A 16408-nucleotide genomic window follows, 5' to 3' on the forward strand; every position below is an offset into this window, starting at 1 on the left:
TTTTTTAGATGTCTCGGTACGAACCAATCTTAAAACCATCCGCCAAAATCTGTGATTTTAAATTTTCAGATGTTAATACTTCCAATTCATTTAAACGTGGATAAGCATAGTTACTTTTTAATAGCGCATTATCAATAAAAGCAGGATGGCTCATAACTTCAATAGAATTATTACCTTGTGCTTTAGCTTCATTAATAATCTTCAAAAATAACGCTTCTGAGATTTGATCACCATAAAACTCACTACTAAAACAGTCAGTGCTTGGCACTTGATATGATAATGGCGGCCAATTTTTCTCTAATTGGCGATCAACACGTAATGCAATACCCTTTTCTTGGGCGAAAGCAACTACAATTGGAAAAATACCCTCAATCATATGAACATGATGATGGCTATCGATATGGCTCGGTTTTTGACCAAAAATTTCGATAAATTTTTGATATTGCAAATTTAGTTCTTGTTCAATCTCAATCAATGGTAAATCATTAATATCAATATTCCAAAGCCATTTACCCAACAGCCCATCACGGCTGAGAGTAGGCATTGATGAGAAAGGCTTCCCAGCCGTTAAAACAAAATGCATCCCCACTGCCAGATTCGGATTCTCTTGGCTTAATTTAGCCGCATGGGATATTGCAGGCATATTCATCATCGCGCTTGTTGAATGAACAACTCCATTACGATGAGATTCAATGATGCCGTAATTAACGGCCTCGCAGAGTCCAAAATCATCGGCATTTACAATAAGTAATACAGCCATATGCTCTCCCTTGACACTATAAGCTATTTGGCTAATTAACCTTCTTGCTCAAGCTGTTGTATTGCTTTAGCGAAGTTCGGTAGGTGTTTTTTATGGGCGATAAGTAATTCCTTAGAAATTAAACGCGCATCGTTATCAGAATGAATTAATGGGTTTAGATTCATCGCCAATAAAACATCATTAAACTGACCATTTACTGCAGCTTGGCTAGTGGTAATTTCAAAAGTTTTTAAGGTATAAATTAAACCAAGTACTTTATCATCAAAATGCTTTACTCGTGGGTGCGGTTTTGCGCCATCACGACCTAATAAGCATGTCATTTCGACTGTCCAGTCTTCAGGAATATTATCAATATGCCCATGATGTGGAATATTAACATAGTGCTCCGTTTGTTTGTCATTGTATATTGCATTGATGACTTCACAAGCGGCATCTGAATAATAAGCTCCACCTCTTAATTCAAGCTCTTTAGGTTTTACATCTAATGTTGGATTTTTATATAGTTCAAAGAGTTGATGCTCAACTTTTTGCACGACTTGAGCCCTAGCCCCCCCTTTATAATACTCGCCAAGCTCAATCGCTAGCATTTCCTTAGGTTTAAAATAGTACAATAAATAAGAGCATGGGATCAGATTTAATCCACGAATTAATCCTTCATCAAAAGCAAGGTCTGTAATATTTTTAACTGAATTTGCGCTTAATGTTCCAGAAGCAATCCCTTCTAATAACTCATTAAACCGTGATGAACCATTTACAATAACGTCTTTGATAAAAACCATATGATTTAAACCAAATAAGTCGATAGATAATTCATCGCTATCGGATAGTTTCAAAACATCGGTAATAAACATTTTCATACCGATAGGTATATTACAAACACCAATAAAACGTTTGAAGTTAGTGTGGCGATAAACAGCTTCAGTTACCATACCTGCGGGGTTGGTGAAATTAATTACCCAAGCATTCGGGCAAATTTCTTCGACATCTTTAATAATATCAAAAATCACAGGTATTGTTCGCAGCCCTTTGAATAAGCCACCAGCACCATTAGTTTCTTGCCCCAAATAACCATGTTTTAAGGGGATTGATTCATCTAACGCACGTGCTTTTAATTGCCCAACTCTTAATTGAGTCGTCACGAAATCAGCGTCTTTTAATGCTTCTCGCCTATCAAGCGTTTTAAATATCTTGAGTGGTATATTGGCATGTTTAACCATGCGCTCGCATAAATTATAGATAATATCTAATTTTTCTTTACCTTCATCAACATCCACTAACCATAATTCAGTAATAGGTAACTCATGGTAACGTTTAATAAAACCTTCTAGTAATTCAGGAGTGTAGCTACTCCCACCCCCAATGGTGACAACTTTTAATTTCTGATTCTGAGTCATATTAACCTCATTGTACCTTTATAATAGACATAGAAAAGCACACCATCTTTATAGAAAAAGATGGATATGCTTGAGACGCTTAGAAATGGGAAGATTATTTAGGTAATAATTTAACCTACCATTTTTTGTTCAACACTAAATAGATTTTTTCTGTAATCACTTGGTGTTAATGAAGTTAGCTCTTTAAATTTTTTAACAAATAAACTTGGACTGCTATAACCGGATTCAAAAGCAATATCCGTAATTGAATAATTAGTTATTTCGAGTTGCTTTTTAGCAAAATTAATTCTGATATCATTAATAATCTGCATTGGCGTTTTGCCATAATAGCGTTTTGTTGCCCGAGTTAAGTACTCTTGTGATTTTCCCGTTATCGAAATCATATTTTGTAGGGCACTTTCACTAAACATAGCGATATCATGCATTTCTTCCAATGTATTTTTTAACCATTGAGGGGCATCATCTCGCATACTTTTTTCACGATAATGGCGTAATCGATTTACGACATTAAATGTAACTAACTCAATAAATTCATTAAATTCACTATCACGAAAATTTAATGATGCAATCACGGACTCTATATAAGCCATAAATTCATTTTTTAATTGATAGCCTTGCGATGCAACAAAATAACTTGGTAATAGTGGTAAATAATGTTTATCAAAAAATGATTTACTAATTCCAACATTGAGTATCCGTGTAGGCCCAAAATCATAAGAGCTTTCATGATGCGACCCTATTGGGAGAAAAATAAAATCTCCCCGCTCTAATAAAACTTTTTTCCCATTAATTATTTGATAACAACGCCCCGTTAGAACAATCATATATTCATAATAATCATGTTGATGCAGTCCACTTGCACTCTCAACTTTATTATAAATAAAGACATGAAAGGTTTTATTATTAAAAAGTTCACTTTCTTGAACGAGTTTAATTTCAGCATTAGTGTCGGTTCTATTCATCAGTGCCTGCATCATGGCTCCCTCTCTAATGGTTTAATTTTTCATGTAACTCAATTAACTCTGTAATTAATTCACGGGCTAACATGGCATTCATTAAATGATCTTGTGCATGAACCAGAACTAAGCTAACTTTGATTCGTCCTTCACCCATATCACTTTCAATCAATTGAGTTTGCACTTTATGCGCCTCATTCAGCGAAGAGTGCGATTGTGCCATTAAACTTTTTGCCGTCACAAAATCACCTTCTTTCGCCTTTTTTAATGCGGTATAAGCCAAGCTTCTTGCTTGCCCTGCATTAATAATCAGCCCCATGACAACTTCTTCAAGTTCATCCATAGTCGCATTTTCTTGGATATCATTAAGTTCAAACATACTTTTATCTCTATTTTGATGGGAGGAGCAAACTCCCCCTATTTTAAAACTTAAGTGCGTTAGCAATATCTTCTTCACTCTCTTCTTCATCGATTGTGTTTTGTGCTTTATTAGAAATCACAACGAACGGAAGATAAACGAGTACAGCCACACCAAGGTTAAATAATGCAAGTAGTAAGGCAGCGATACTACCATTAGTATTGAAGAATGCAGCCAGACCCGTCGGCATTGTCCATGGTGCGATATTCGTCACTGGTGGGATAATCCCTAAATAATAAGCCGCGACCATTATTCCTGCCAATAAAGGCTGAATAAGAATAAATGGAATAAACATAACCGGGTTCATAATGATCGGTAGACCAAAAATAATCGGCTCATTAATTTGGAAAATACCTGCCGGTAATGCTAATTTTGCAACCTGACGATGGTCGGCACGACGTGATGCGATAAAAATAGCGATAATTAATCCTAATGTAGCGCCCGTTCCACCTAAGAATACATAGGAGTCAAGCATCGGTTTTGCCCACATATGGAAGGATTTGCCCGCAGCAATCGCAGCATCAACTGAACCATACTCTGCATATAAAGACACGTTTTCTAATGCCCACGGTGTCATTATACCGCTGTCTAATGCGGTTAATGCGAGAGAACCATGGATACCAAAGAACCATAATAGAGAGGTAAATACAACATATGCCCAGCCAACAACATTCCCCATAGAAGCAAGTGGTGTGGATACTGTGTCCATAATGATTTGATGGAAATTACTACTAATACCGCTTAGCGCCCACGACACAATTCCCATAATTGATAAGATGATAAAACCAGGAATAAGTGCAGAGAATGAACGAGATACGGATGGTGGTACGCTATCTGGTAATCTAATCACCCAATTACGGCGAACAATAAAAGTGAACATTTCAGCAACGACTAACCCTAGAATGATCCCTGAAATGATATTAGCCCCACCGAGCCAATTAGCACCAACGGCATAAGCACCATTGACGTCATATGGTGTGACTGTCATAAAAGAAGCAACAGCTAACAAACCAGCAGCAAGTGGATCAACCTTACGTTCTTCCGCCAGTGCCATCGCAATAAAAAAAGGTGCCATTAAGGACATAATTCCCAATGTCCCGTTATAAACGTTTCCACCAATGGCTTTAAAACCATTTAGTGTTTCTATCGTTGAAGGCTCTAGTCTAACCCCCAAAGAATAGAAAAATGACCCTGTATCAAAACTCAGAAAAACATTATTAATTAACACAAACATTGCCCCAACTAAGGTCAGAGGCATAATTCGAATAAAACCATTCTTTATTGCATTAACATGAGGTTGCTTTCCCAATCTAACAGCGAATGGAAGGAGTACCTTTTCAAGCGAAGTGATAAAAAGACTCATAAAAATACCCTCAATTTTTTGAGTATGCTCCATTCTTAACTAATTACGTTATGTTAATAACGTTAATGTTGATGGAGTTATTATGTTGTAGAGGTTGTAAATAGCTTTTTGGTATTAGCTTGCAGTTTGTTTTTTTATAATTGCAACGGCAGCTTTTAGTACACCGAGCCCATCCACTTTTCCGTACAAAAGTGAATCAATAACTTCAACTGGCTTGTTAGGTAATAATTTTTGGATATCCGATAACATCCAAGCAATTTGCGGGCCGAGTAATATCACATCCGCATCTACACCTTTTTCTGAAGCTAAGCTTTCAGGGAAGGCCTCTATATTGACAGGTACATCGTATTTTTCTGCTTGCTGTCTCATTTTGTTAACTAGCAGTGAGGTAGACATTCCTGCAGAACAAAATAGATAAATATTTTTCTTATTCATTCCTTATCCTTTGATTCGTTCTATTTTTTATTACCGCTATAACTTATAAGTTTTCTTATAGACTTATCATCTAACCCAACCCTACACACTAAAGCAATTAATTATCTCTAGTTGAATTGAGTATACTGCCTTCCCAGCATTTTCGATAATTCAAACTAACCAACAATTGTCTCCCATTGACCAACAGCCATGACAACCCTCACATTTATATAAATATTTTGCGTCAATAAAAAAGTTATATTGATATCAAATAATGATAAGAAAAAAATTAAAGATGGGTAATACGGCGTTTTAATTGGTAATTTATAGCCCAAAAAGAAAAAGACCCACTTCAGTTGAAGTGGGTCTTCTTAAGAAAGAAAAAAGTACGAATTAGTTGCAAGAAGCAGATTTGTCGAACTTAATTGCACCTGTTGGGACTAATGCGGAATCAAACTGGCCATCTTCCATTGAAGGACGAATGGTATAATAACCTTCAATTTCAGCATAGACAGGTGTACCACCATCTACCCCAGTTTCTCCATACGCTTTTTCTAATTCAACACCAGAAACAGCGTATTGGCGACCACTATCGCACTCTTTGAAAACAGCTGCATCAGCCATATAGCGGTACTGCCCCACTTTTTTACTTGGCTTAACTTGGTCTAACGTATAATTCATCTGTGTTTCAATCGGGTTACCGTCTAAATCCAGCAAGGTCACTGATTGACCATCTGCTGATTGGGCAAAATAAGTACTTTCACCTTTAGGATTAGTTGCTCGTAGTTTATTATTTTCTATATCCCATTTACCAGTATCATGGAAAGCTGTATCACCATCTTTCGTTCCTAAGTAAACGAGCTGTTCAACATAACTACCATCTTGGTTAACTAACAATGTCGCCTCAATACCAGAGCAATCCGCGCAAGGTAAAACCCCTGTATAGACTTTATCGACTGGTGCTGCATCAATATTTTTTGTCGCACTCTGGCAGCCAGCTAACGTAATACTTCCAACCGCCATTAAGACTAACATTAGTGATTTTTTCATTATAATTCCCTTAAAACCATGTGTTTTAACTTGTTAACCAATATAAACATCATAGCATTTCATCTAATAAAAATATGTCAAACATAAGAAAATTCGGACATTACTGATAAAATACGTTGTGTATTGATTTAGTGAATAAGAATTGTCTTTTTCCCTGCGCTGTGATTATAGTTATTAAAGTTACTGTGCTATTATCGTACTAAGCACATTTTTGCTTAGTACAACATGTTCAAGGCGGCAATAACCGCCACTAACACAGTGGTGAGGGAATATGTCTACAGATACTGAATATCAACCTATCAATTGTGATGATTACGAATATCTAGAAATCGCATGCCAACGTCAGCTAAAGTTGCAAATAATACTTAATGACGGCGTGAATATTGAGGGGAAGGCCAGTGATTTACTCCTACGAAAAAAAGTTGAGTACCTGATTGTTGAGACACATGATGGAACCAAGGAGTTAAGATTGGATTGCATAATTTCCTTCAGTCATCCTGAAATCGGCACAATTGTTGTCGACCACTCTCACTAATACTCACGATTTTGAGTCCTTCTATAGCCCCTTATGGTAATCACAGTCATAAGGGGCTTCTCATTAATTTAATACCTTAAATTCACCCTCTTTTTGCCAATCGATGGCAATGCCCAGAGACGCTTCATCAACCAACCCCTCAGGGGTAATAAAGCACCCTACTGCGGTAATTAGCTGGTCGTTATAATAAATTAATGGCACTCTTTCTCTCATCCATGGAGCTACGCCTAATTCTTGCCAGATCTTCTTACTGCTTCTGGAACGATGGCGTCCTACTATTTTCAATGTGCCTTGCAGCCCAAAACGGATTGTCACATTTTCATGCGAAAGTGGTGGCCGTATTTGCCCCTCTTCTTCCATAACTTGTAATACTCCTAAGGATTCAGGTAACTCAAAAACCTCAGGAAAAGCCCATTCAAACTGTTTATTTAATAGACTATTAATGCGCTTAACAACCCACAATGCGCCTTGATAACGACGAATTTCAAATTGCCCTAAGCGGCAAATAGGGTCTGCATCATGCCGAGCTAACGCAACTTCTTGCCAAATACGTTCCAATTGGTTAAATGGCGGCATTGGCAATTGGTGCAAACCAACCCAACGACGAATTAACGCATTACGTTTGGAAGATGAACACCCTTGCAAATCATCTATAAATAGGCCCCCTCGGTAATCCATCATACCTTCAAGGGTATCTTTTAATAACTCATCGAGTAATGATTCTTGCTCAGCACATAGCGCTGCACTGCGCGCGACAGCATGAGAAAAATGTGGCCAGCGCTCAGCCAAAGTTGGCATAATATGAAGACGTAAAAAATTTCTATCGTAACGGTCATCTTGGTTACTATCGTCCTCAACCCACGACAATTGTTGCTCTTGCATATAAGCTTCTAGCGCTATACGGGGTGTTGAAAGTAATGGGCGTAATAGCCATGTTGAACCGCAACACGCTGAAAAACTCAATAATTCAGGCATTGAAGACAACCCTGCTGGCCCACTACCACGCTTTAACGCTAACATGAAAGTTTCTGCTTGGTCATCAAGATGTTGAGCCGTAACTAATACCTCGCCTTCTTGTAATTCTTCTCGGTAAGCCTGATAACGAGCTTCTCGTGCTGCTGCTTCAATACCTTTTTGGCTTGAATCAACCACGACATGTCGGCAAATAAAAGGAATGTCCCATTGTGAACATAATTGAGCACAATGCTGCTCCCATTCGTTTGCTTTTCTATTCAAGCCATGATGAATATGAATAGCACGAATTTCTAGTGAAGGAAGCCGTTGTTGCCGAATAAGATAAAGTGCATGTAATAAAACCGTAGAGTCAATACCACCACTGAATCCCACTAGAATTTTTTGAATACCACTTATTTTATTAAGAACTTGTTCAACAATTACTTGCGAATGCTGCGCCATTTATTCGCCCTTCTTACGACTTCTGGCTTTGGCTTTTTGCGCCAACACACAGAACACCAGAAATAATTACCAGTAATACCCCAATTGCATACGCAATTTCAAAAACATCATTTAAGATTAACACTAACCAGAGTACCGATAATACGGGAGATAAAAATACCACAGAAGCTATTTTCGCTGAATGACCTGTATTCATCGCCTTAAACCACAAAATATAAGACACCCCATTGATTAAAATGCCATTAACCAATGTTGGCCAAAAAGCTGCTTTTGAAGGTAACTGCATTTCACTAAATAGTATCAGTAAGGCAAAAGAAGTTAGCGTTGAAAAAATAAATAACCACACAGTACTAATATAGGGGTCTATCGAATATTGGCGAGAAAAAACTGACATTAGTGCAAAGCAAAATGCACCACTAAAAACCAGTAATAACGCTGTTGGGTTTTCAACATGTAGCTGTGTAATTTGCCCTTTAGTAAAAGTAATAATCACCGCAATAAAACCAACTATGATGCCAATTATTTGTCTTCCAGCTAATTTATCTTTTAGCAATACTACTGATAACAAGATAATAACTAATGGCCAGCTATATTGAATGACCAATACGGCGATACCATTTTCAATGGAATATCCGTAATACAGTAACAAGTAGAATAAACAATCAAGAAAACCAAGAACAAAGACTTTGATTAGTACATCTCTTGGCAAGATAAACAGTTTTGTCAGCCGATACCCAGAAGCAAGTGCAACAATAATTACAGATATCGCTGAAATTAAGTTTGACCAAAAAAGGAATTGGAAGCTATCCATACCTTCTTGCCCAAAACGAGAGACAATAGGAATAAAGCTCCATATCAATACGCAAGTAAAAGCATATAGCAAATAATTATATTGTCGCACCCTAGTTCCTATCTATTATTATTTTCAGCAGATGAATAATTTAAATCAAAACACTCTGTTATCATTAAAAATGACTAGCTTAAAAATAAAAAAACGGGAGCTGGCAAAAAGCAAACTCCCGTTTTTATTAACGATTAGCGGTTAATAATTAGCAATAACCATAGTCCATCAGACGCTGATAGCGGCGGTTTTTCAACGCTTCGGCATCTAATGCATCTAATTCGTTTAAGTCCTCATTCAGGCGTGCTTTTAGCTGTTCCGCAATTTCATCATAATTACGATGTGCACCGCCTAATGGCTCAGGAATAACATTATCAATTAATTTCAGTTCTTTAAGACGTGGAGCAGTAATCCCCATCGCCTCTGCCGCTAGTGGTGCTTTATCTGCACTTTTCCATAGAATGGAAGCACAGCCTTCTGGTGAAATAACAGAATAAGTACTGTATTGCAGCATATTGACTTTATCACCAACACCGATGGCAAGAGCACCGCCAGAGCCACCTTCACCAATAACAGTACAAATGACTGGGACAGATAAACGTGACATTTCACGTAAATTACGTGCGATAGCCTCTGACTGACCACGCTCTTCAGCACCAACGCCCGGATAAGCCCCAGGAGTATCAATAAAGGTAATAATAGGCAAGTTAAAACGCTCAGCCAGTTCCATCAGACGCAATGCCTTACGGTAACCTTCTGGGGCTGGCATACCAAAATTACGACGGATTTTTTCTTTTGTCTCACGCCCTTTCTGATGCCCAATAATCATAACTGGGCGACCATCTAAACGCGCCATTCCACCCACAATGGCTTTATCATCTGCATAAGCACGATCACCTGCTAATTCTTGGAAATCAGTAAAAATGCGAGAAATATAATCCAATGTATATGGACGACGTGGATGACGAGCGAGTTTAGCGATTTGCCAAGCTCCTAGATCAGAGAAAATTTTACGTGTCAGTTCAACACTTTTTTCACGTAAACGAGCAACCTCTTCATCTAGGTTGACTTCTAAGTTGTTATCTTGACGGCTAACCGCTGTTAGAGAATCAATTTTCGCCTCTAATTCCGCGATTGGCTGTTCAAAATCAAGAAAATCCAGACTCATAATATTCCTATTTTAGTCAAATTCTAATTCTACCTGCTCACTACCCAGCAGAGTTCGAAGATCGTTCAGAAGGGGATCCACTGGCGTCACACGCCAAACAACACCAAATTTAAGCTTGGCTCTGGCATCATCCTTCTGGTAATACAGATGAACCGGGATCGTTCCTGAACGATGAGGTTCAAGAGTACTGCGAAGCCGGTTCAGCAATTGATCGTTAATTTGTTTATCTGACAGTGAAATTGCAAGTCCTCGTGCATATTTCTCCCTTGCTTCACTAATATCCATTAACTCACGCACTGTCATTTTATTACCACCATTGAAATCATCAAAGCTGACCTGACCGGTGGCTATCAGGATATTGTCTTTTTCCAACATATGTTGGTATTTATCGAGTGCATCTGAAAATAACATAATATCCAGACGACCGGAACGATCATCAAGCGTACAAATACCTATTCTATTTCCACGCTTGGTTGTAATGACTTTAGCTGAAAGTACTAAACCTACCACAGTTGTCACTTGACCACGAGGGGTGGGGTTCACATCTTTTAATCTAAGCCCATTAGTATAGCGCTCTATTTCGCTCAAGTATCGCGTTATTGGATGCCCTGTTAAATATAAACCAAGCGTTTCGCGTTCACCATCCAATACCACCTGCTCTGGCCATTTAGGCACACTGGCGTATGAACTTTCAACTTGTTCAGGTGCTTCCGCTAATACACCAAACATATCTGCTTGGCCTATTGCCTCTGCTTTAGCGTGTTGGTCAGCCGCTTTTAATGCATCTTCAAGGGAAGACATCAATGCCGCACGGTGAGGGCCTAATCGGTCAAATGCCCCTGCCATGATAAGCTTTTCCATCACACGACGATTAATTTTTTTAATATCGACTCGCGCACAAAGGTCAAAAATCTCTTTAAATATTCCGCCTTGTTGACGCGCTTCAACAATCGCCTCAATCGGGCCTTCACCGACCCCTTTAATTGCACCAATACCGTAAACTATCTCACCTTCATCATTCACATGGAAGTGATAAAGCCCACTATTGATATCTGGTGGCAATACTTTTAAGCCCATTCGCCAACATTCATCAACTAAACCGACCACTTTTTCCGTGTTGTCCATATCAGCGGTCATTACAGCAGCCATAAATTCAGCGGGATAGTGAGCTTTTAACCATAATGTTTGATAAGAAACTAAAGCATAAGCTGCTGAGTGCGATTTATTAAACCCATAACCGGCAAATTTCTCTACCAAGTCAAAGATTTTCATTGATAACTCGCCGTCTACCCCGTTTTTGATTGCTCCTTCTTCAAAAACAGAACGCTGCTTCGCCATTTCTTCAGGTTTCTTTTTCCCCATCGCACGACGCAGCATATCTGCACCGCCAAGCGTGTAACCGGCTAAAACCTGAGCAATTTGCATAACCTGTTCTTGGTATAAAATAATACCATATGTGGGCTCTAGAACAGGTTTTAATGATTCATGTTGCCATTGTACATCTGGATACGAAATTTCTTCACGACCATGCTTACGGTCAATAAAGTTATCTACCATGCCTGATTGCAATGGCCCAGGGCGGAATAATGCTACCAGTGCGATCATATCCTCAAAGCAGTCGGGACGTAATCGCTTAATTAAGTCCTTCATTCCACGGGATTCCAACTGGAATACTGCCGTGGTTTCTGAGCGCTGCAGCATATCAAAGCTTTTTTGATCGTGTAGCGGGATCGCAGCAATATCAACCGGCTCTAAGTTTTTCTTAGCACGGCGCGCGTTGATCATTTCCAACGCCCAGTTAATGATCGTCAACGTCCGTAAGCCGAGGAAGTCAAACTTCACTAGCCCTGCATATTCGACATCGTTTTTATCGAATTGCGTGACGGGGTTATTACCTTCCGCATCACAATACAGTGGCGCAAAGTCAGTAATTTTAGTTGGAGCGATAACCACCCCACCCGCATGTTTACCGGCATTTCGAGTGACCCCTTCGAGTTTACGCGCCATATCGATAAGCGCTTTAACCTCTTCATCAGCTTCATAAATTTCAGGGAGCTGTGGCTCTGCTTCGAATGCTTTTTCTAGTGTCATACCGGGATCTGGCGGCACTAATTTAGAAATTCTATCAACAAAACCATATGGGTGCCCAAGTACACGCCCCACGTCGCGGATAACCGCTTTTGCCGCCATCGTACCAAAGGTAATGATTTGTGAAACGGCATCACGCCCATACATTTGGGCTACGTGATCAATGACTTGGTCGCGTTTTTCCATGCAGAAATCGACGTCAAAGTCAGGCATCGAAACACGCTCAGGGTTCAAGAAACGCTCAAATAGTAAATCGAACTCCAACGGGTCAAGGTCAGTAATTTTGAGTGCGTAGGCAACAAGGGAACCTGCCCCCGAACCTCGTCCAGGCCCAACGGGTACGCCGTTATCCTTCGACCATTGGATAAACTCCATAACTATCAAGAAGTAGCCAGGGAAACCCATTTGGTTGATTACGTTGAGTTCGATATCTAAACGTTCATCATACTCAGGACGTCTTTCTGCCCTGATTTTTTCATCAGGAAACAGAAATTCTAAACGCTCTTCGAGCCCTTCTTTAGAGCGCATAACTAAAAAGTCTTCTGTTTTCATATCCCCTGTTGGGAATTGAGGTAAGAAGTATTCACCTAAACGGATCGTCACATTACAACGCTTAGCAATCTCTACACTGTTTTCTAGCGCTTCAGGGATGTCAGCAAACAGCTCACACATCTCTTCTTCGGAACGTAAATATTGCTGAGGGCTATAATTTTTAGGCCTTTTTGGATCTGCTAATGTAAAACCATCATGGATAGCAACACGTATTTCATGAGCGTCAAAATCACTACTTTCAATGAAACAAACATCATTCGTTGCAACGACAGGTAGGCCTTTTTTAGTCGCTAACTCGACAGCCGCATGTAGATAACTTTCTTCATCAGGCCGCCCTGTTCTGACTAACTCTAAATAGTAGCTATCTGGGAAATGAGTTTCATAGAATGCAAGACACTCATCCACTAAGGATTGGTTCCCCCTTAATAGAAATTGCCCGACATCCCCTTTACGGCCACCGGACAGCAGAATCAAGCCGTCTTTGTGCTTGGCCAGCCATTCTCGTTTTATCGTTGGCCCAACCGCACCATAGCCCTTTTGGTATGCTTCAGAAATTAGTAAGGTAAGGTTTTGATAGCCTTCATTATTACGTGCTAAAACAGTTAGGTGAGATATTTCATCACCTAATAATTCACTTTCCACATAAAAATCAGCGCCAATAATGGGTTTGATCCCTGCACCATGCGCTGCACCATAAAACCGGACTAACCCGCAAAGGTTAGTAAAATCGGTGATCGCGAATGCAGGCATACCCATTGAAGCCACTTTTTTAACCAGTGGCCCTGTTTTGGCTAGCCCATCAATCATGGAATAGTCACTGTGAACACGTAAATGAATAAAACGAGGTGATGCCATCGACCTAATACCTACTTATTGCTGTCTAAAGCTCTTCTCACAGGAGCAAAGCTTTTACGATGGAATTCGGTTGCACCATACTGCGCCAATTTTTCTAAATGATACGCGGTTGGGTAGCCTTTATGCTTCGCAAAACCATATTCAGGAAAAGCTTTGTCCAACTCAACCATTTCCCTATCCCTAATCACTTTAGCTAAAATGGATGCTGCGCTAATTTCTTGTACTAGGCTGTCGCCCTTAATTACTGCTTGTGAAGGCATTGGCAATTCAGGACAACGGTTACCATCAATTAAAACATACTCAGGAACAATAGATAAACCCGCAACGGCGCGCTGCATAGCTAACATGGTTGCATGTAATATATTTATATTATCAATTTCTTCTGGTTCTGCGCGGCCAATACACCAACATAATGCTTTTTCTTGAATTTCATCAAATAATTTCTCACGTTTTTTTTCGGTGAGTTTTTTTGAGTCTGCCAACCCTGTAATTGGGTTATTGGGATCAAGAATCACCGCTGCTGTCACTACAGCTCCGACTAATGGGCCTCGGCCTACTTCGTCAACACCAGCGATTAAATTTGCTTTTGGATAGATAAATTCCATTAATTTTTGACCATATCTAATACAGCTTCAGCCGCTTGTTTATCTGCGTCACAACGAATAAGCTGATGTAATTGTAAAAAAGTTTCTTTCAGGTTTTCAACCCGCTCGCCACCTTCTAGGAGTGGAAGCAACTGCTGTGCAAGTTTATCAGGCTGGCAATCCTCTTGTAGTAACTCTTTGACAATCTCTTTTCCTGCTAACAAATTAGGCAAAGAAACATACGGCGTTTTCACTAACCGTTTTGCCAACCAGAAGGTGAAAGGTTTCATACGATACCCCACCACCATTGGGCATTTTGTTAGCATACATTCAAGTGCTGCCGTTCCTGATGCTAATAAAGTCGCATCTGCTGCAATCATTGCATCACGAGCTTGGCCATCTAAAGTATGAATTTGCAGTTCAGGCGTAGTATTTTGCTTTATCTCATCAAACTGCTGGCGGCGTTTTTCATTCACCAACGGCACCACAATATGTAAATCCGGGATATTACGCTGTAATATTTTCGCTGTATTAAGAAAATCTGCGCTTAGCATTTCGACTTCGGAATGACGACTTCCTGGCAGTAAGGCTAAACATTTAACATGCTCAGGAATATTCAGCCGATGTCGAGCGGCTTGTTTATCAGGGTGTAATGGAATGGCATCCGCCATTGTGTGCCCGATAAAACGGCAAGGAACATTAAAACGATCGTAAAAGGCTTTTTCAAAAGGTAAGAAAGCTAATACTAAATTCGTTGAACGACCGATTTTAAATACCCGTTTTTGACGCCATGCCCAAACTGATGGGCTAACATAATGAATGGTTTTAATCCCTTTCGATTTTAAGCGCCCCTCAAGGGTAATATTAAAATCAGGGGCATCAATTCCAACAAAAACATCTGGCTGTAATTCGGTAAAACGCTGGGTTAGATCCTTACGGATGGATAATAACCGAGGTAGGCGGCCGAGGACTTCAACGATGCCCATGACGGCAAGCTCTTCCATTTCATACCAAGCTTCACAACCTTCGGCTTGCATTAAAGGACCAGCAACACCAACAAAGCGAGCATCTGGTATTTGCTCTTTAAGTGCACGGATAAGCCCCGCACCGAGAATATCACCAGATGTTTCTCCGGCAACAAGGCCAATAGTAAGTGGGCGGCTATTATTCACCGAAATTCGCTCCTTATTAAAGGCCTCGATTCATTAATACTAGATTAACGAATAATACCACGTTTAGACTGCGCTGAATCCTCTAAGAAATCACTAAACACTTTAACGTGTTCATTCGCTTTTGCCGCTTCTGCGATTTCTTCACGAGCTTCTTCTAACGATTTACCTGAACGATATAACACCTTGTATGCATTACGAATAGCATGTAGTGATTCTTTTTCAAAACCACGGCGTTTTAGACCTTCAAGATTTAAACCAAATGGTGTCGCGTGGTTACCTTGTGCAATGACATAAGGCGGCACATCTTGTGCAACACCAGAGCAGCCACCAACCATAACATGAGCACCAATTTTACAAAACTGGTGAACTGCGGTCATCCCACCAATAATGGCATAATCACCAAGTGTTACATGACCACCTAGAGTACCGTTATTTGCAATAATACAACGGTTTCCAATGATACAATCATGAGCAATATGCACATTCACCATCAGTAAGTTATCATTGCCCACTTTTGTCAGGCCAACATCTTGAACAGTACCACGGTGAATGGTTACGCTTTCACGAATACGGTTTCTGTCCCCGATTTCAACTCGCGTTGGTTCGCCTTGGTATTTAAGATCTTGGTTAATCTCACCAATGGAAGCGAACTGGAAAATCACATTGTCACGACCAATTTTTGTATGGCCATTAACCACAACATGAGATTTCAGTTCAGTGCCTTCACCAATTTCAACATTCGCGCCAATATAACAAAAAGGGCCAATACGAACATTGGCACCGATGATAGCTCCATCTTCTACGATAGAGGATGGATGAATATAGGCTGTTTTATCAATCAT

Annotated in this window: 15 protein-coding genes; 1 reads left to right on the plus strand and 14 read right to left on the minus strand. The window is 39.7% G+C overall.

Going from position 1 to position 16408, the window contains the following annotated elements; translation table 11 throughout:
• Positions 1 to 4: 4 nt before the first annotated feature.
• The 7 genes from chbG to M1F17_RS15465 all read right to left on the minus strand — a co-directional run bounded on the left by chbG (position 5) and on the right by M1F17_RS15465 (position 6355).
• Positions 5 to 760 carry a chitin disaccharide deacetylase gene (gene chbG, locus M1F17_RS15435; RefSeq protein WP_094961149.1) on the minus strand — a complete coding sequence of 252 codons (756 nt, stop codon included), beginning with the start codon at positions 758 to 760 and terminating at the stop codon, positions 5 to 7.
• 35 nt (positions 761 to 795) lie between these two features.
• Positions 796 to 2154 (minus strand): 6-phospho-beta-glucosidase, encoded by a 1359-nt coding sequence (locus tag M1F17_RS15440; protein WP_004257387.1) that lies wholly within the window; start codon positions 2152 to 2154, stop codon positions 796 to 798.
• A 110-nt stretch (positions 2155 to 2264) separates the two neighbouring features.
• Positions 2265 to 3131 (minus strand): transcriptional regulator ChbR, encoded by an 867-nt coding sequence (gene chbR / locus M1F17_RS15445; protein WP_094961147.1) that lies wholly within the window; start codon positions 3129 to 3131, stop codon positions 2265 to 2267.
• Between the two features lie 10 nt (positions 3132 to 3141).
• Positions 3142 to 3489 carry a PTS N,N'-diacetylchitobiose transporter subunit IIA gene (chbA, locus tag M1F17_RS15450; protein ID WP_094961146.1) on the minus strand — a complete coding sequence of 116 codons (348 nt, stop codon included), beginning with the start codon at positions 3487 to 3489 and terminating at the stop codon, positions 3142 to 3144.
• A 43-nt stretch (positions 3490 to 3532) separates the two neighbouring features.
• Complete coding sequence (chbC, locus tag M1F17_RS15455; protein WP_036957985.1) at positions 3533 to 4891, minus strand: PTS N,N'-diacetylchitobiose transporter subunit IIC; 1359 nt, start codon at positions 4889 to 4891, stop codon at positions 3533 to 3535.
• A gap of 114 nt (positions 4892 to 5005) precedes the next feature.
• Positions 5006 to 5326, minus strand: coding sequence for a PTS sugar transporter subunit IIB (locus M1F17_RS15460; protein ID WP_094961145.1), 321 nt, complete (start codon positions 5324 to 5326; stop codon positions 5006 to 5008).
• A gap of 372 nt (positions 5327 to 5698) precedes the next feature.
• The gene (locus M1F17_RS15465; RefSeq protein WP_094961144.1) at positions 5699 to 6355 is read right to left on the minus strand and encodes a copper resistance protein NlpE N-terminal domain-containing protein; all 657 of its coding nucleotides are present in this window, start codon (positions 6353 to 6355) and stop codon (positions 5699 to 5701) included.
• A 271-nt stretch (positions 6356 to 6626) separates the two neighbouring features.
• On the opposite strand from M1F17_RS15465, the gene rof reads away from it, so the two are divergent.
• Positions 6627 to 6890, plus strand: coding sequence for a Rho-binding antiterminator (rof, locus tag M1F17_RS15470; RefSeq protein ID WP_004257417.1), 264 nt, complete (start codon positions 6627 to 6629; stop codon positions 6888 to 6890).
• A gap of 63 nt (positions 6891 to 6953) precedes the next feature.
• On the opposite strand, the gene tilS is transcribed toward rof, so the two are convergent.
• The 7 genes from tilS to lpxA all read right to left on the minus strand — a co-directional run bounded on the left by tilS (position 6954) and on the right by lpxA (position 16408).
• On the minus strand, positions 6954 to 8306 hold the full coding sequence (gene tilS, locus M1F17_RS15475) for a tRNA lysidine(34) synthetase TilS (protein WP_164455908.1): 1353 nt from the start codon (positions 8304 to 8306) through the stop codon (positions 6954 to 6956).
• Positions 8307 to 8319: 13 nt separating this feature from the next.
• Positions 8320 to 9207, minus strand: coding sequence for a DMT family transporter (locus tag M1F17_RS15480; RefSeq protein WP_094961142.1), 888 nt, complete (start codon positions 9205 to 9207; stop codon positions 8320 to 8322).
• A 148-nt stretch (positions 9208 to 9355) separates the two neighbouring features.
• Positions 9356 to 10315: an acetyl-CoA carboxylase carboxyl transferase subunit alpha gene (gene accA, locus M1F17_RS15485; RefSeq protein WP_004257429.1), complete on the minus strand. Its 960-nt coding sequence runs from the start codon at positions 10313 to 10315 to the stop codon at positions 9356 to 9358.
• A 12-nt stretch (positions 10316 to 10327) separates the two neighbouring features.
• Positions 10328 to 13810: a DNA polymerase III subunit alpha gene (gene dnaE, locus M1F17_RS15490; RefSeq protein WP_036957990.1), complete on the minus strand. Its 3483-nt coding sequence runs from the start codon at positions 13808 to 13810 to the stop codon at positions 10328 to 10330.
• Positions 13811 to 13821: 11 nt separating this feature from the next.
• Positions 13822 to 14415, minus strand: a complete 594-nt coding sequence (rnhB, locus tag M1F17_RS15495) for a ribonuclease HII (RefSeq protein ID WP_112307291.1) — start codon at positions 14413 to 14415, stop codon at positions 13822 to 13824.
• Positions 14415 to 15566 (minus strand): lipid-A-disaccharide synthase, encoded by a 1152-nt coding sequence (lpxB, locus tag M1F17_RS15500; RefSeq protein WP_112307292.1) that lies wholly within the window; start codon positions 15564 to 15566, stop codon positions 14415 to 14417. The genes rnhB and lpxB overlap by 1 nt, the downstream gene beginning before the upstream one ends.
• 44 nt (positions 15567 to 15610) lie before the next feature.
• The gene (gene lpxA, locus M1F17_RS15505) at positions 15611 to 16408 is read right to left on the minus strand and encodes an acyl-ACP--UDP-N-acetylglucosamine O-acyltransferase (RefSeq protein ID WP_096864090.1); all 798 of its coding nucleotides are present in this window, start codon (positions 16406 to 16408) and stop codon (positions 15611 to 15613) included.

Origin of the sequence: Providencia sp. PROV073, from assembly GCF_033688125.1 — a bacterium.
Taxonomy (GTDB): domain Bacteria; phylum Pseudomonadota; class Gammaproteobacteria; order Enterobacterales; family Enterobacteriaceae; genus Providencia; species Providencia hangzhouensis.

Excerpts from the sequence above, each read along its gene's own strand:
- chbR (WP_094961147.1), bottom strand. The coding sequence starts at position 3,131 with ATGATGCAGGCACTGATGAATAGAACCGACACTAATGCTGAAATTAAA.
- tilS (WP_164455908.1), bottom strand. The coding sequence starts at position 8,306 with ATGGCGCAGCATTCGCAAGTAATTGTTGAACAAGTTCTTAATAAAATA.
- chbA (WP_094961146.1), bottom strand. The coding sequence starts at position 3,489 with ATGTTTGAACTTAATGATATCCAAGAAAATGCGACTATGGATGAACTT.
- M1F17_RS15460 (WP_094961145.1), bottom strand. The coding sequence starts at position 5,326 with ATGAATAAGAAAAATATTTATCTATTTTGTTCTGCAGGAATGTCTACC.
- chbC (WP_036957985.1), bottom strand. The coding sequence starts at position 4,891 with ATGAGTCTTTTTATCACTTCGCTTGAAAAGGTACTCCTTCCATTCGCT.
- M1F17_RS15465 (WP_094961144.1), bottom strand. The coding sequence starts at position 6,355 with ATGAAAAAATCACTAATGTTAGTCTTAATGGCGGTTGGAAGTATTACG.
- accA (WP_004257429.1), bottom strand. The coding sequence starts at position 10,315 with ATGAGTCTGGATTTTCTTGATTTTGAACAGCCAATCGCGGAATTAGAG.
- M1F17_RS15440 (WP_004257387.1), bottom strand. The coding sequence starts at position 2,154 with ATGACTCAGAATCAGAAATTAAAAGTTGTCACCATTGGGGGTGGGAGT.
- rnhB (WP_112307291.1), bottom strand. The coding sequence starts at position 14,415 with ATGGAATTTATCTATCCAAAAGCAAATTTAATCGCTGGTGTTGACGAA.
- lpxA (WP_096864090.1), bottom strand. The coding sequence starts at position 16,408 with ATGATTGATAAAACAGCCTATATTCATCCATCCTCTATCGTAGAAGAT.
- rof (WP_004257417.1), top strand. The coding sequence starts at position 6,627 with ATGTCTACAGATACTGAATATCAACCTATCAATTGTGATGATTACGAA.
- chbG (WP_094961149.1), bottom strand. The coding sequence starts at position 760 with ATGGCTGTATTACTTATTGTAAATGCCGATGATTTTGGACTCTGCGAG.
- dnaE (WP_036957990.1), bottom strand. The coding sequence starts at position 13,810 with ATGGCATCACCTCGTTTTATTCATTTACGTGTTCACAGTGACTATTCC.